Genomic DNA, 14,997 nt, shown 5'->3' on the forward strand with positions numbered 1-14,997 from the left:
CGGACCTCGCGCTACTGCTTCACGGCGCCGGCCGCGAGGCCGGACTGCCAGAAGCGCTGCAGCGAGAGGAAGACGATGACCAGCGGGATGATCGCGACGAGCGAGCCGACGAGCACGAGGTTGTACACGGGCTCGGTCGAGCCGGAGGACCCGGACTGCGAGTTCCACTGGTTGAGGCCGACGGTCAGCGGGTAGAGCTTGGGGTCCGTCAGCATGATGAGCGGCAGGAAGTAGTTGTTCCAGGTGGCCACGACCGCGAACAGCAGGACCGTCACGAAGCCGGGGGCCAGCAGGCGCAGCGACACCGTGAGGAAGGTGCGGAGCTCACCGGCGCCGTCGAGGCGGGCTGCCTCGAGCAGGGAGTCGGGGACCGAGTCCTGGGAGTACACGTACATGAGGTACAGACCGAAGGGGCTGGCGAGCGCGGGGATGAGCACAGCCCACACCGTGTTCGTCAGACCGAGCTGGCTGAACATGAGGAAGGTCGGGACCGCGAGGGCGGTCATCGGCACGGTCATGGCCCCGATGACGATCGCGAAGGCTGCGCGGCGACCCGGGAAGTTGTACTTGGCCAGGCCGTAGCCGCCGAAGGTCGCGAGGATCGTCGCACCGATGCCGCCGACGCCGGCGTAGAGCACGGTGTTGGCGAGCCAGCGCGGGTAGACCGAGTTCTGGTAGGAGAACAGCTGCTTGATGTTGTCCCAGAGGGCGAAGTCGTCCGCGAACCAGAGCCCGAAGGAGGTGAACAGCCCACCGTTGGTCTTGGTCGAGTTGATGACCAGCCACACGAGCGGGAGCAGCACGTAGAGGAACATCACGACCATGATCACGGTGAGGGTGATCGAGGACTTCTGGCGCGGAGAGGTCGGACGGCGGCGGCCACGACCAGCGCGGCTCTGCTTGGCAGCCGAGGCGACGGTCGTGCTGTCGGTCGCGTCGACGACTCCGGAGACGGGTGCGGGGGTGCTGGCGGTGGTCATTTCTTCCCTCCGGTCTCGAGGCGGTTGCTCACGCGCTGTGCGAGGTAGGCGACCACGACGGTGATGAGACCGACGATGATGGCGACGGCGGCCGAGTAGTTGTACTGCTGGCCGTTGAACGCGAGGTTGTAGGCGTACATGTTCGGCGTGTAGTAGGTCGTGATCTCGGTCGGCGCGAGCGCCTGCAGCACGTTCGGCTCGTTGAAGAGCTGGAAGCTGCCGATGATCGAGAAGATGACGGTGAGGAGGAGCGCCGGGCGCAGTGCCGGGAGCTTGATCGAGAAGGCTGTGCGCATCGCGCCGGCCCCGTCGATCTCGGCTGCCTCGTAGAGCTCGGTGGGGATGACCCGCAGCGCCGAGAAGAGGATGAGCATGTTGTAGCCCACGAAGGACCAGGTGACGATGTTCCCGATCGAGACGAGCACCCACGAGCCGGCGAGCAGCGCTGGCGGCTCAGCCCCGAAGAACTCGAAGACCTGACCGATGAGGCCGAAGTCCTTGCCGTAGATGTAGCCCCACATGAGGGCCGCGACGACCGAGGGAACCGCGTAGGGCAGGAACAGCGCGATGCGGAAGCCGCCCTTGGCGCGCAGGCGGCCGGAGTCGATGGCCAGCGCCGCGAAGAGCGCAAGGCCGATCATGATCGGCACCTGGACCGCGAGGAACAGCAGCACGCGGCCGAGGCCCGTGCGCAGCAGCGGGTCGGCGATGGCCTGCGTGTAGTTGCTCAGCCCCGTGAAGAAGGAGCCGCCGATGAGCCTGTCCTGGAAGAACGACAGGTACATGGCGTAGACCAGCGGCGCGACGATCGCGAAGAAGAAGACGGCGAGGAACGGTGCGACAAAAGCCGCGCCGGCCCAGTCCTGCCGCTTGTACCTGGTGCGACGTCGAGGTCGGGGGGTCGGTGCCGGGTCTGCGTGACCGGGGACCGCGTGCTGCGTAGCGGACGTCATCGTCTCTCGTCTTTCGGTTGCTCGTGCGGCGGCGGTGCTGCGGACCCCCCGAGGAGGGCTTCGGCACCCTCGCCGTGTTAGCGCAAACATTTTCTGGTCCGCACAGCATCACAGCCGGAGTCGGGTTTGGTCAACTGCGGAAGTGTTGCGAACGGGTAACGGCAAGATCTCAACGATCGGCCGCGGGCGGTACGTCGGATTCGCCTGGGACTTCGCTATGGTTGCGCTAACAGCCGACGGAGGCCTACTCTCCGAACTGTCCTCGGTTCACCACTCGTGGACCGTGCACGCAGAAGGGGAAGACGATGGCGTCCGAGGATCGAGCGACGGCTCTGGCCGCAGTGCGAGACCACGACCGGGACAGGGCCGACGAGACCGACAGCCGCCCGGCCGGTCGGCGCCGCGCACCCTCCATGGCCGACGTCGCGAAGATCGCCGGCGTCTCGGCGCAGACGGTCTCCCGCGTGGCCAACGGCCGCGCCAACGTCGACCGCGCGACCCGCGACAAGGTCCTCGACGCGATGCAGGTCGTCGGCTACCAGCCCAACGGTGCCGCGCGCGCGCTCGCCACGGGCCGCTTCGGCGCCTTCGGCGTCATCTCCTTCTCGATCTCGAGGATCGGCGACGCCCGCACCATCGAGGCCATCGCCAACGCGAGCCGCACCGCCGGCTACTCGATCAACCTCATGGTCGTCGAGCGTCCGACCCTCGGTGGGGTCAGCGCGGCCATCGCGAACCTGGCCGGGCAGAACGTCGACGGGGTGGTGATCATCCAGGCGGAGATCCTCGACGTCCCGTCGCTGGTGATCGGCCCGACGCTGCCGGTCGTCATCACCGACACCTACCCCTCGCCGCACCCGGACTACCCGATCGTCGACACCGACCAGGAGGGCGGCGTGCGGCGTGCTGTCGAGCACCTGCTCGCGATGGGTCACGAGACTGTGTGGCACGTCTCCGGTCCGACCACGTCGAGCGCCGCGCAGGAGCGTACCGAGGCCTGGGGCCAGGTGCTGCAGCGTGCGGGCGCACCTGTGCCGCCGGTCCACCAGGGCGACTGGACGGCCGGCTCGGGCTACAGGATCGGCGCGCTGCTCGCCGAGGTCCCGCGCGAGGAGCTCACGGCAGTGTTCTGCGCCAACGACCAGATGGCCATCGGCCTGATGCGAGCCTTCCACGAGCGCGGGGTGCGGATCCCGCAGGACGTGTCGGTCGTCGGCTTCGACGACATCGACGAGGCCGAGTACGTGTGGCCCCCGCTCACCACCGTGCGTCAGCGCTTCGACGAGGTCGGTGAGCTGTGCGTGCAGACGATGCTCGAGCAGATCGAGCAGCAGGGACGCGGCGCGAAGACGCTCCGTCTGGTCCCGGTCGAGCTCATCGTCCGCGACAGCTCCGGGCCCGCGCCGCGGCGGTAGGGGCCCTGATCGTCCGAGCGGTGGCTGCTGTCCTCCCGGTGGCCCCGGCTAGCGCCAGGGGTCGGTCGTCGACATCGGTGTGATCCACTCGTCGACCTTCTGGGCAGACCTGAGCGCCGCGAACCTGGCGCGGCTCACGAGCGACCAGCGTGCTGGTCCGTCGCCCTCCGTCGCAGCAGGTTCGGGCGCTGGTGCCGCCACGTCGTCGACGAGCGGCTCGCCCGTCGCGACGACGGGGTGGTCTCTGCTGTCAGGGTCGGTCATCGGTCATCCTCTGAATGGTCTGGTCTGGTCTGGTGCGTGTGGCGTGATGACCTGCGGGTCGACAGGCTGTCTCTGGGGGACTGACCAGGGTTCGCGGTGTGCTCGAACCGTAGCACCGACGCCGGGGAGCACTCAGGGTGCCGCCTAGGCTAGATCCATGCTGACCTTCGTCCCTGCGCCCGTCGACGCCGAACCCGCTGCGACGCTGCTCGGTGAGTACTTCACCTCGAGGGAGCTCGGGTTCACCGGCGGCACCTACCAGGTCTTCACCCCCGACCCTGCGCGGTTCACGCCGCCTGCGGGGACGTTCCTCGTCGCGCTGGACGAGGACGGCACGGCTGTCGGCTGCGGCGGGGTCCGCAGGATCGACGACGCCCCGGACGGAGCAGTGCGCTTCGAGGTCAAGCATCTGTGGTTGCGCCCCTCGACTCGTGGCAAGGGCTACGGCCGTGCGCTGCTCACCGCCCTCGAAGAAGCCGCTGCTGCGCTCGGTGCCTCGCGCACGGTGCTCGACACCAACGCCTCGCTCGCAGCCGCCGCGGGACTGTACAGGTCGAGCGGGTACCTGGACGTCCCCGCCTACAACGACAACCCCAACGCGACGCACTGGTACGCCAAAGACCTCTGACAGCGACGAGGGCCGAGCAGTCGTCTGCCCGGCCCTCTTCGTCGTGCTGTCGTGCTGTCGAGCACAGCGGTACTGATCGCGTCAGACCCGCTCGCGTCAGACCCTGTCGCGCCGAGCAGGTCGGCGGGCGGCCAGGACGGTCGCCCCGGCGAGCACGAGGACCATCGCGGCCAGGACGGCGCCACGGCCGTCCACCCCCGTCGACGCGAGCGGCCCGGTCGCGGCAGACCCGCCGCCCACGCGACCCGGTGCGCCGGTTGCTGCGACGATCTCGATCTCCTGCCACCCGATGATCGCGCCGGTCGAGTCCAGGACCACGAGGCGGTGGAGGCCGACAGGGACGTCAGCCGGGATCGTCACGCGGACTGCCCCGTCGGCGGCCACGACGGGCGAGCCGATCAGACGAGGCTCGGAGTGCAGCCACACGTAGACGGTCTGGCCCGCGTACCGGGGGTCGACCGTGATCGTCACCGCCTGACCCGGGACAGCGGTCGTCGGTGCGGCGATGCTGCCACGGGTCGCGTCGGTGAGGAGCGCGGTGTCGACGGGGGTCGTCGCGGGAGCCGGTGACCCGGGCGTGCCCGGGGTGCCGGGCGCAGGCTCACCGGGGACCGGCTGACCCGGCTCGCCCGGGGTGGGCTCGCCAGGTTCCCCAGGTTCACCGGGCTCGGTCGGGCTCTTCGAGCACGGGAAGGTCCCGGTGCGCAGCGAGTACCCGTCGGTGTCGTTGTCGTCCGCGTAGAAGGTCGCGCGCGAGCCGTCGACGCAGGTGGCGGCGTCGGCGATCGCGAAGCCCTCGTTGGCGAGACCGGTGTCGGCCGCGGCCGGTGCCTCGTACACCGTGGTCGCCGTGAAGGCACCGGCGTCGTCGATCTCGAAGAGTGCTGTCCGCCCGGAGCAGGCCTCGTCGCACGCCACCCAGAGGGCGTCGAGGTCGGCGTCGAACTGCACGTCGGCCACCAGGTCGAAGGGGGTCTCCATCGCGGCGACCCGGACGAAGCTGCCGTCGTCGAGGAGCGCGTAGGCGTAGACGCCCGCCGTGCCCTCGACGCCGACGACGAAGAGCCCGTCGCCGTGGCCGGGGTAGCTCGCCGGGGCGTAGGCCGAGCCTGTGCGCTGGTCGACGAAGCCCTGCGCGGTGAGGAAGGTGTCCGGCACCCAGGTGATGCCCTCGAGGCCGGCGTTGGCGCCGAGGCCCGGGAAGTCGGCAGCGAGGTTCCACTCGTCGGTGGCCACCAGGGTCGTCGCGTCGCCCGTGACGTCGTAGCGCAGGACCGAGGGTCGGCTCACCGACGACTGGTCGTTGTTGCGCTCGGTCGAGACGTAGACGCCTCCGCCTGAGGAGTCTGCGGCGACCGTGACGCCCTCGGCGTCGACTGCTCCGCCGCCGTCGGGGTAGCGGAGGGTCTTGCCCGCCGACCAGCCGGCCGCTGTCGTCGGGGCCCACCCGCCGTCGCCGTCGGCGACGATCTTGTAGAGCAGGCCGTCGCCGTTCTGCACGGCCCACAGGGTGCCGGGAGCAGCCGAGCCCGAGGGCTCGTAGTCCAGTCCGCTGAGGTCGCCGGAGAAGGTGTCGACAGCGTCGAGCGGGACCTCGTCGGGTCCACCCGGCCACGGCTGCGGGGTGAGCACACCCTCGCAGGCATTCGCGGTGCCGCGGGTCGGAGCCAGAGTCGTGGTGATGTCACCGGTGCCGTCGGGGCAACGACCGTAGGAGGCGCCCGGCTCAGCGGTCCACGTGTGCTCGTCGACGACGGTGCCGTTCCCCGAGCGCAGCTGGAGGGTGCCTGCGCTGGCGAGCGGCAGGTCGAGGGCGAGGAAGCCGGCGGGTGCCAGGGACGTGCCGGCCGAGACCGTCGCCGTGCCGGTCGTGCCGGAGCCGTCAGTCGCCGTGAGCGTGTACCCGTCGAGGGGCACGGCAGACGCACCGATGCTCGTGAGCTCGACCCAGTCGCCCGAGGTCGAGACCTCGTTGATCCGGACAGGGGAGGAGCAGTCGTTCGGTGCGCCCTTGGTCGAGACCGTCGTGGCCGTCATGTCGCCGGTTCCGTCAGGGCAGCGCCCGTAGGTGACGAGCGAGTGCGCGGTCCAGGAGTAGTCGGCGACCAGGGTGCCTGTCGTGTCGTAGAGCCGGACCGAGTCGGCGTTGCCGAGGCCGAAGTCGAAGCCGACAGGGTTGGAGCCGGACACCTGGTCGATCACGAAGAACTCGCCGGGCTCGACGACCGAGCCCGCGGGCAGCGTGTACGGCGTCCGCGCGTCGTCGTCGTCGCGGAAGGTGAAGCCCGAGATGTCGACGGGCCCGGAGCCTGTCGTGGTGAGCTCGACCCAGTCGGTGTCGTCACCGTTCGACTCGACCTCGTTGACCACGAGGTCGGCGGTCGCGCCGGCAGGTGACACGGGCGGGTCGGTGACAGCGAGGGCGGGGGAGGCGGCGAGGGTGACGAGGCTGCTGGCGGCGAGGGTGCCGGCGATCAGCATCGCCCCGGGCCGGAGGGAGGGCGCGCGCATGCGTATCCGTTCGTCGAGGCAGAGGTGCGGCCACTGTCGCGGAGCCAGGCGTAGGTGGGGTGAACGGGAGGTGGCGTGGCGGGCGCTGCCTGCTGAACTATGGGCTGACGGCCGGAGGTGGCTCGGAGCCTGTGCACCGGAGAAGCTGCACTCCCCACGGGTCCGGAGACCCGCACGAGGCGGGTCCCGGAAGGCCGACGGCCCGCCCCCAGAGCGGGACGGGCCGTGCGGTGCGTGCTGTGCTGTCTCAGCCGACGTCGCCGGGCTGGTGCGCCCGGGCCTCAGGCGTGCTGGAGCGTGGGCTCCTCGGGTGCGCGCGGGAACAGCCTCGAGAGGACGTCCGAGAGGGTGATGACCCCCAGGATCGTCTCTTCGTCGGTGACGATCGCGAGGTGGTTGCGGGTCTCGCGCATGGTCGCCAGCGCGATGTACACGGGTGTCTCGGGCGCGAAGGACGGGACCTCGCGAACGAGGTGCGTGATCGGCCTGTCGTCGGGCTCGCCGAGGGTGTCGCGGACGTGCACCACACCCGTGATCGACTCGATGTCGCCCACGAGGATGCGCAGGTGACCCGACTCGCGCGTGGCGTCCTGCACGGCCGAGACCGTGGCTCCGCTCGGGACTGTCGTCGGGCGGCCGTCACCCCGGACGAGGTCGCGCACCGTGAGCGTCTGGAGGTCCAGGGCTCCGGCGAGCTGGCCGACGTAGGACGCGTCGAGGGCCCCGACGTTCGCGGAGTGCTCGACGAGGTGACGCAGGTCGTCAGGGTTCTGACCGTTGTTGACCTGCGCGGCCGGCTCGACGCCGACCTTGACCAGGCACCAGTTCGCCATCGAGTTGAGGGCGATGAGCAGCGGCCGGGTGAACCACATGAAGACGCGCATGGGGATCGCGAGCATCGTCGCGGAGGTCTCCGGGTGCGCGATGGCCCACGACTTCGGTGCCATCTCGCCGACCACCAGGTGCAGGAAGGTCACGATGACCAGCGCCAGGACGAACCCGGCGACGTCGGCCAGCCACAGCGGCGAGCCCCACGTCTCGAAGAGCGGGGTGAGCCAGTGGTGCACGGCGGGCTTGGTGACGGCTCCCAGGGCGAGGGCACACGCGGTGATGCCGAGCTGTGAACCGGCGAGCAGGACCGTGAGCTCGGTCGAGCTGCGCAGCGCCGCCCGTGCCGAGCGGCTGGTCGGTGCCGCGTCTTCGAGCCTGTGCCGCTTGGCGGCGAGGAGCGCGAACTCGACGGCGACGAAGAAGGCACTCAGGGCGATGAGCACAGCGGTGATGACGAGGATGGTCCACGGGTTGCTCATCGTGCGTCCTCTCCGTCGTCGACGGTCGTGGCGTGGTCGGTGACCAGGCCAGGTTCGGGGTCGGGCTCAGGGGGGTCGGCGGGCATGAGGACACGCACCAGGGCTGGCACGTGCCGCTCCACGTCGAGGACCTCGACGGACATCCACACCACCTCGGGCTCCTCCGCGGACGCGAGGTCTGCGGGGTCGAGGGGCAGCTGGACCAGCACGCGGGTCCCGACTGTGGGCAGCGAGCCGTGCTCGGCGATCACGAGCCCGGCGATCGTCTCGTAGTCCCCGCGCGGGACGTCGTGCTCGAGCGCACGCTCGACCTCGTCGATGTGCACGTCGCCGGCCATGACCCAGGTGCCGTCGTCGTCGCGCGGGGCGATCGTCGGGGTGGCGGGGTCGTGCTCGTCGGTGATCTCCCCGACGAGCTCTTCGGCGAGGTCTTCGGCGGTGAGCACACCGGCGAAGCCGCCGTACTCGTCGATGACGCAGGCCAGCTGGTTGTGGGTCGACGTGAGGTGGTTGAGGGCGTCGGGCAGGGTCATCGTGGTGGGGATCATCACGGCGGGACGCATGAAGGTCGTCACCGTGGTGTCGCCGCTCCACGGCGCCCGCAGCACGTCGTCGAGGTGCACGACGCCGAGGACCTGGTCGTCCTCGGACAGCACGGGGTAGCGCGAGTGGCCGCGGGACATGGTCTCGCGGACGTGGTCGAGGGTGTCGTCGTCGTGCAGCACGTCGACCCGCGACCGCGGGATCATCGCGTGCTCGGCGTCCTGCTCCGGGAAGTCGAGGATGCGGTCGAGCAGGACCGAGAGCTCGGCGGGCAGGTCGCCGCTGAGGCGCGAGTCGGCCACGATGTGCTCGAGGTCCCGGGCCGTCGCCGAGTGCTCGACGTCGTGCACGGGCTCGATCTTCAGCGCACGCAGCAGCAGGTTCGACGCCTGGTCGAAGATCGTGATGAGCCAGCCGAAGACCTTGAGGTAGACGGTCGTGGACGTCGCCAGCCAGAGGGCGACAGGTTCGGGGCGCGCGATCGCGAGGTTCTTGGGGAACAGCTCGCCGAAGAGCATCTGCACGAAGGTCGAGAAGACCAGCGCGAGCACGGTGCCGACAGCGATGCCGACGCCCGTCGGCACACCGACGCCGCCGAGGGCCTCACCGAGGGCCTGGCCGACGAGGGGCTCGGCGACGTAGCCGACGAGCAGGGTGGTCACGGTGATGCCCAGCTGGGCGCCGGACAGCATGAAGGAGGTCCGCCGGGTGACGGCCAGGGCGCGCTTGGCACCGGCGTCCCCGGCAGCGGCGCGGGCGTTCAACCTGGACCGGTCGACCGCCATGTACGCGAACTCTTGGGCGACGAAGTAGCCGGTCGCTGCTGTGATCAGCACGATGACCGCTACTCCGAGCAGGAGGGTCAGGATCCACACGGGCACTCACATCCCCTCGTGACGTCGTTCTGCACGAGGGGATGTCTACTGTCTGCGTCCATCATCTCTTCCGGGGGAGGGGGTAGGTAGCCAGCACAACGGCCGGCCCCGCGGGAAGGTTCCCGTGCGAGCGATCATGCCGTGTCGCGCGCCCCCGTGCAGCACGCCGCTGACGTCCCACCGCGCCCCGCGAGGTCGCACCGCGCCCCGCGAGGTCGCACCCCGCCCGGCGAGGTCGCACCGCGCCCCGCGAGGTCGCACCCCGCCCGGCGAGGTCGTCTTTCGCCCCGCGAGGTCGCACGCCGCCCCGCGAGGTCGTCCTTCGCCCGGCGAGGTCGTACAGACACGCCAGAGACGAGGCACGGGCTCGTGGATCTGGCGTGTCTGTACGACCTCGTACTGGCCGGTGCGACCTGGAGGGGAGAAGGGGGCGAGGGGCGACAGGGAGGCGGAGGAGACGAGGCAGACAGGGGGACGAGGGGATGGCCGAGAGTCAGGACTCCTGGACCACGGCAACGCCGCCGGCGGGCACGGTCAGCTCGCCGTCGACCTCGACCCCGCCGGTGAGCTCGGTGCCCGTCGTCTTGACGGTCACCGCAGCACCGGTGTGGTTGAGGACGAACAGATAGCTCGTGCCGTCGGCTGCGTGCCTGCGGACCACCTCGACGCCTGCCGGGACGTCGGACTCGCCGGTGAGCCCGGCGTCGGCGAGGGCTGCGTCGACGACAGCCGCGATGCCGGCTGGGTCGAGGCGCGCGCCGACGTACCAGGCGGACCCTCCCGAGGTCCCGACGTCGGCCCGCGTGACCGCCGGCAGACCGGCGAGCGGGCCCTCGTCGTAGGTCGCGACAGCCGTCGCGCCGACCAGGTGGGTCTTCTCGGTCCAGAGGTCGGCCGAGAACGTCCCGGTGAGCGCGTCTCCAGCGCCGCTCAGACGCACGGCCTCGCCCTCCTGGAGCGTGTAGAACTCTTCGGTGCTCACCCCGAGCAGCGTGCGGAAGGCCCCGGGGTAGCCGCCGAGACGCACGTGGTCGTTGATGTCGACGATCCCCGAGAAGTACGTGACCAGCACTGTCGCGCCACGCTCGGCGGCTGCTGCCACACTCGCGGCGTCCTCGTCCGACACGAGGTACAGCGTCGGGACGACGACGAGGTCGTAGCCGGAGAGGTCGGCCGAGGGGTGGACCACGTCGGTGCTCACGCCCCGGTTCCACAGCGCCGTGTACGTCGAGAGGACCTCGTCGGTGTAGCGCAGCTGCTGGGTCGGGTGCGAGTCGAGCTCGCTCGCCCACCAGGCCTCGTAGTCGAAGAGCAGGGCGGCACGGGAGCGGACCCTCGAGCCGACGACAGGGGCGATCTTCTTCAGGGTCTCGCCGAGCGTGACGGTGCTGCGCCACACGTCTGTGTCGCGGCCGGCGTGCGGCAGCATCGACGAGTGGAACTTCTCCGCACCGGCCTTCGACTGGCGCCACTGGAAGAACATCACGGCGTCGGCGCCGCGCGCGACGTGCGCGAGGGAGTTGCGGAGCATCTCGCCGGGCAGCTTGGGCCGGTTGCGCGGCTGCCAGTTGACCGCCGAGGTGGAGTGCTCCATGAGCATCCACGGGCGCCCGCCGGCGATCCCGCGCGAGAGGTCCGCCGAGAAGGCGAGCTCGATGTGGCGGGCCTCGTCGGAGGCGATCGTGTAGTGGTCGTTGGCGACGACGTCGACCTCCGGGCCCCAGCCGAAGTAGTCCATGCCCTTGGTGGCCGAGGACATCATGAAGTTCGTGGTGATCGGCACGTCGGGCGTGATGACCCGCAGCGCGTCGCGGTGCTCGCGGTAGTAGCCGAGCAGCGCGTCGGAGCTGAACCTGTCGAAGTCGAGCTGCTGGGTCGGGTTGGCGTAGGTCGGGGCCGAGCGCGGGGGGAGGATGTCCTCGAAGGCGGAGTAGCGCTGGGACCAGAAGGCCGTGCCCCAGGCCTCGTTGAGCGCCTCGACGGTGCTGTAGCGGGCGGCGAGCCACGAGCGGAAGGCTGCTGCCGCCGCGTCGGAGTAGTCGCGCGGGACGTGGCAGCCGATCTCGTTGTCGACGTGCCAGACCGCCAGCGCGGGGTGGTCCTTGTAGCGCTCGGCGACGAGGGTCGCCAGGCGCAGCGCGTGCTCGCGGAACACCGGGTGCGTCACGGAGTAGGACTGTCGTCCGCCCTGCCACAGGACCGTGCCGTCGGCCGTCTGCGGGAGGATCTCGGGGTGGCGGGCGGTGAGCCACGGGGGTGGGCTCGCGGTGGCCGTCGCGAGGGCGACCCGGATGCCTGCGGCGTGCAGGCGGTCCATCGTCTCGTCGAGCCACCCGAAGTTCTGCTCGCCCTCGGCCGGCTCGATGGTCGCCCAGGCGAAGATCGCGACGCTCACGATGGTCACACCGGCCTCGACCATGAGCTCGACGTCTTCGACGCGGGTGACCTGGGGCCACTGCTCAGGGTTGTAGTCGCCGCCGTAGCCGAATCCCTCGAGGCCCGTGGGCCAGCCCGGGCGGCCCCCCGGAGTGCTGTCGGGCTGCTGTTCAGGGGTCGTGGCGGCAGGGGTCTGAGGGCGGTTCGCGTCGGTGAGAGCCATCCGGGAAGCGTATTCCACGGCGTGGTCCGGACCAAGCCGCGCCCGAGCGGCGAGACGTCCGGTGGGAGGTGCCGGCCGTCGCACGTCGGCGTGAGACGACAGCAGCGGCAGTCCGGCCGGTGACGCACCAGCAGCGGCGCGACCGCGAGCCGTCAGCTGCGCGGCGGCGTCGAGTCGCGGAGGATGACCTCGCCGTCGACGGGCACCAGACGCGGGCTCTCGTTGTCCGGGGCGAGCGCGAGCTCGGTCACCATCGCGCCGATGTCGGCGAGGGGCAGCCGGATGGTCGTGAGCGACGGTGTGATGTCGCGGAGCGTGATGATGTCGTCGAAGCCGGCGATCGCCACGTCGGCCGGGACGTCCAGCCCGGCGGCGCGGGCCGCGGCCATGGCACCGACGGCCATGACGTCGTTGACGGCGAACACGGCGTCCACGCTCGTCGACGGGTCGTCGCGTCGCCCGACCACGCCGCGGGCGATGAGCTGTTCCATCGCCTCGTAGCCACCGTCACGGGTGAAGGCGCAGGGGACCACGAGGTCAGGGTCGACGGGTGCACCGAGCTCGGCGAGGCTCCCGCGGAAGCCGTCGAAGCGTTCGTGCGCGGTGAGGTGGTGCGCCGGACCGGCCAGCGCCGCGAAGCGCCTGTACCCGCGTCCGTGCAGCTGGCGGGCGAGCTCGGCTGTCGCGCTGCGGTTCTCGATGACCACGGTGTCGACGCCGAGCAGCGGCTGGCCGACGGCTGCGGCCCCGCCCCCGCGGGACCTGTACTCGACGAGGGCCTCGGCCAGCGCGGCGTTCGCCGCCTCGTCGTCGTAGCGCCCGCCCGCGACGATGATCGCCCGGGCACGCTGACGCTGCATGAGCTCGACGAAGGCCATCTCGCGGTCCGGGTCGCGGTCTGTGCTCGCGAGCGTGACGACCAGGCCGGCGCGCTCGGCGGCGGCGGTGACGCCCGAGGCGATGGTCGAGAAGTACGGGTCGGCGATGTCGTGCACGATCAGTCCGAGCGCCGTGGTCCGACCACGGGCCATCGCCTGCGCGTTGGCGTCGGGGGAGTAGCGCAGACGGGCTGCGGCGGCCAGGACGCGCTCGCGCAGCTCCGGGCGGACTGTACGGTTCGCGCTGCCGTTGATGGCGCGCGACGCCGTGGCGAGCGAGACGCCGGCCTCGCGTGCGACATCGCTCAGGGTGACGGTCATGTCCGTCATCTTAGGGACACGCAGGGCCACCCCGGAGAGGGCATTCCGCACCATCTCCTCTGTGCCCGGTCACAGGGTGGGTGAGATCTGCGTCTCTGACGCTGTGCTCGGGACTGCCGGAGGGCTCGCCTGCGGGTCTGGCTGAGGGGCATGCCGGGGGTCGAGGTGGCGTCCCGGACGGACCGTCGCGCGGCGCGCACGGGCGAGGTCGGCCTCCGACGGTGCGGTGTCCGGTGTCGCCCGGCAGGCGTCGAGCCGGCGGCGCAGCTCTGGCAGGTCGAGACCGGAGCCGATGGCCACGAGCCGGCTCGTGGAGTCGAGGGTCTCGTGCAGCACGTCGATGCGGACCTGCCGGCCCGCGGCGTGCACGACGACAGGTGCGGTCTGGCCCGGCGCGATCGCCAGGTGCACCACTCCCTTGACGCGGAACAGGCCCGTCGGTCGGTCGTCGAGAAGGTCCATGAGCGCACCGGGGTCGACGGGGGCGTCGGTGACGAGGTCGAGCGACTGAGCGCTGTGGTGCAGGTGCGGGTGCGCGATCGGCGAGGTGCCTCCGCCGTCGCGGTGCCCGTCGTCGTCGAGCACTGCGTGCGCGAGCAGCTGCTCCTGCGGGCCGGAGGGCCCCGGGGCGGCGTCCAGGACGAGTCGCGGGTCGAGCGCGCCGTCGACGGTCGCGACGACAGGGGCGTGCGGGTTGAGCCGACGGCACAGCGCGAGGACGGGTGCGACGTCCTCGACGAGGTCGGCCTTGGTCACCACGACGAGACCGGCACCGGCGATGTGCCGCGCGAGGGAGGGGTGGGTGGCGAGCAGAGCCTCGGTCTCGACGGCGTCGACCACCTGGACGATCCCGGCGAGGACCGTCGCGGGGTGGTCGGCGACCCTGCGGGCGAGGGCCTGCGGGTCGGCCAGGCCGCTCGCCTCGAGCAGCACGGCGTCGACGCCCGCGCCACGACGGGCCAGGCGGGTGAGCAACGGGTGCAGGTCGTCCTCGGAGTCGAGCACGCAGCAGAAGCATCCGCCGCTCGTCGCGTACACGGCTGTCGCGCTCGTCGAGACGAGCATCGGGTCGATCCCGACGTCGCCGAAGTCGTTGACGACAGCCGCGATGCGCAGTCCCCGGGGATGGGTCAGCAGGTGGTTGAGGAGCGACGTCTTGCCCGCGCCGAGGTACCCGGCGAGGACTGTGACGGGCAGAGGACCGCGAGCCTGGGCGCTCGCGGTCGTGGCAGACCGGGCCACTACTCGCCGCCGGGGAACCCGAGCTGGCGCCAGGCCTCGTAGATGACGATCGACGCGCTGCTCGTGAGGTTGAGGGACCGCCGGCTGGGGAGCATCGGGATCTTCACCTGGTCGGTGATCCGTGGGTGCGCGAGGACCTCGTCGGAGAGCCCCGTGGGTTCGGGGCCGAAGACCAGCAGGTCGCTCGGGCGGTACTCGACGTCGGAGTACCGCGTCGTCGCCTTGGTGGTGAAGGCGAAGACGCGGGCCTCGGGGTCGGTCGCGAGCAGCGTCTCGAGGTCCGGCTGCACGGTCAGGTGCGCGAGGTCGTGGTAGTCGAGGCCGGCGCGCTTGAGCTTGGGCTCGGACAGGTCGAAGCCGAGCGGCTCGACGAGGTGCAGGGCGGCACCGGTGACGGCGGCGAGCCGGATCGCGTTCCCGGTGTTCTGGGGGATGCGGGGCTCGTGGAAGACGATGCTCGGGAGTTCACTCACCCGCC

At 70.9% G+C, this 14,997-nt stretch carries 12 protein-coding genes; 2 read left to right on the top strand and 10 right to left on the bottom strand.

Annotated features, from left to right (window positions below; translation table 11 throughout):
* Positions 1-11 precede the first annotated feature (11 nt).
* Positions 12-980 carry a carbohydrate ABC transporter permease gene (locus SANBI_RS03245; RefSeq protein ID WP_319158886.1) on the bottom strand — a complete coding sequence of 323 codons (969 nt, stop codon included), beginning with the start codon at positions 978-980 and terminating at the stop codon, positions 12-14.
* Complete coding sequence (locus SANBI_RS03250; protein WP_056136223.1) at positions 977-1,933, bottom strand: carbohydrate ABC transporter permease; 957 nt, start codon at positions 1,931-1,933, stop codon at positions 977-979. Before SANBI_RS03250 ends, SANBI_RS03245 begins: the two co-directional genes overlap by 4 nt.
* Positions 1,934-2,238: 305 nt before the next feature.
* On the opposite strand from SANBI_RS03250, the gene SANBI_RS03255 reads away from it, so the two are divergent.
* Entirely contained in the window at positions 2,239-3,348 is a 1,110-nt protein-coding gene (locus tag SANBI_RS03255; RefSeq protein ID WP_319158889.1) for a LacI family DNA-binding transcriptional regulator, read from the top strand.
* Between the two features lie 48 nt (positions 3,349-3,396).
* Here SANBI_RS03255 and SANBI_RS03260 read toward each other — a convergent pair whose 3' ends face one another.
* Positions 3,397-3,612 carry a hypothetical protein gene (locus SANBI_RS03260; protein WP_319158891.1) on the bottom strand — a complete coding sequence of 72 codons (216 nt, stop codon included), beginning with the start codon at positions 3,610-3,612 and terminating at the stop codon, positions 3,397-3,399.
* Between the two features lie 157 nt (positions 3,613-3,769).
* On the opposite strand from SANBI_RS03260, the gene SANBI_RS03265 reads away from it, so the two are divergent.
* Positions 3,770-4,240: a GNAT family N-acetyltransferase gene (locus SANBI_RS03265; RefSeq protein ID WP_319158893.1), complete on the top strand. Its 471-nt coding sequence runs from the start codon at positions 3,770-3,772 to the stop codon at positions 4,238-4,240.
* 96 nt (positions 4,241-4,336) lie between these two features.
* On the opposite strand, the gene SANBI_RS03270 is transcribed toward SANBI_RS03265, so the two are convergent.
* From SANBI_RS03270 to SANBI_RS03300, 7 genes are all read right to left on the bottom strand, one after another.
* On the bottom strand, positions 4,337-6,751 hold the full coding sequence (locus SANBI_RS03270; RefSeq protein ID WP_319158896.1) for a lamin tail domain-containing protein: 2,415 nt from the start codon (positions 6,749-6,751) through the stop codon (positions 4,337-4,339).
* Positions 6,752-7,032: 281 nt separating this feature from the next.
* Positions 7,033-8,061, bottom strand: a complete 1,029-nt coding sequence (locus SANBI_RS03275) for a hemolysin family protein (protein WP_319158898.1) — start codon at positions 8,059-8,061, stop codon at positions 7,033-7,035.
* Complete coding sequence (locus tag SANBI_RS03280) at positions 8,058-9,479, bottom strand: hemolysin family protein (RefSeq protein WP_319161164.1); 1,422 nt, start codon at positions 9,477-9,479, stop codon at positions 8,058-8,060. Before SANBI_RS03280 ends, SANBI_RS03275 begins: the two co-directional genes overlap by 4 nt.
* Before the next feature lie 493 nt (positions 9,480-9,972).
* Entirely contained in the window at positions 9,973-12,078 is a 2,106-nt protein-coding gene (locus SANBI_RS03285; protein WP_319158900.1) for a beta-galactosidase, read from the bottom strand.
* 152 nt (positions 12,079-12,230) lie between these two features.
* Positions 12,231-13,277, bottom strand: coding sequence for a LacI family DNA-binding transcriptional regulator (locus tag SANBI_RS03290; protein ID WP_228087418.1), 1,047 nt, complete (start codon positions 13,275-13,277; stop codon positions 12,231-12,233).
* Between the two features lie 69 nt (positions 13,278-13,346).
* Positions 13,347-14,519, bottom strand: a complete 1,173-nt coding sequence (locus tag SANBI_RS03295; RefSeq protein WP_319158903.1) for a CobW family GTP-binding protein — start codon at positions 14,517-14,519, stop codon at positions 13,347-13,349.
* Entirely contained in the window at positions 14,519-14,992 is a 474-nt protein-coding gene (locus SANBI_RS03300; RefSeq protein ID WP_056136248.1) for a tRNA (cytidine(34)-2'-O)-methyltransferase, read from the bottom strand. The genes SANBI_RS03295 and SANBI_RS03300 overlap by 1 nt, the downstream gene beginning before the upstream one ends.
* Positions 14,993-14,997: the final 5 nt, after the last annotated feature.

The sequence above is a fragment of the Sanguibacter biliveldensis genome, from assembly GCF_033798665.1.
Classification (GTDB): domain Bacteria; phylum Actinomycetota; class Actinomycetes; order Actinomycetales; family Cellulomonadaceae; genus Sanguibacter; species Sanguibacter inulinus.

What these genes read in the sequence shown, in the direction of transcription:
- SANBI_RS03245 (WP_319158886.1), bottom strand. Translation starts at nt 980, where the DNA reads ATGACCACCGCCAGCACCCCCGCACCCGTCTCCGGAGTCGTCGACGCG.
- SANBI_RS03250 (WP_056136223.1), bottom strand. Translation starts at nt 1,933, where the DNA reads ATGACGTCCGCTACGCAGCACGCGGTCCCCGGTCACGCAGACCCGGCA.
- SANBI_RS03255 (WP_319158889.1), top strand. Translation starts at nt 2,239, where the DNA reads ATGGCGTCCGAGGATCGAGCGACGGCTCTGGCCGCAGTGCGAGACCAC.
- SANBI_RS03260 (WP_319158891.1), bottom strand. Translation starts at nt 3,612, where the DNA reads ATGACCGACCCTGACAGCAGAGACCACCCCGTCGTCGCGACGGGCGAG.
- SANBI_RS03265 (WP_319158893.1), top strand. Translation starts at nt 3,770, where the DNA reads ATGCTGACCTTCGTCCCTGCGCCCGTCGACGCCGAACCCGCTGCGACG.
- SANBI_RS03270 (WP_319158896.1), bottom strand. Translation starts at nt 6,751, where the DNA reads ATGCGCGCGCCCTCCCTCCGGCCCGGGGCGATGCTGATCGCCGGCACC.
- SANBI_RS03275 (WP_319158898.1), bottom strand. Translation starts at nt 8,061, where the DNA reads ATGAGCAACCCGTGGACCATCCTCGTCATCACCGCTGTGCTCATCGCC.
- SANBI_RS03285 (WP_319158900.1), bottom strand. Translation starts at nt 12,078, where the DNA reads ATGGCTCTCACCGACGCGAACCGCCCTCAGACCCCTGCCGCCACGACC.
- SANBI_RS03290 (WP_228087418.1), bottom strand. Translation starts at nt 13,277, where the DNA reads ATGACCGTCACCCTGAGCGATGTCGCACGCGAGGCCGGCGTCTCGCTC.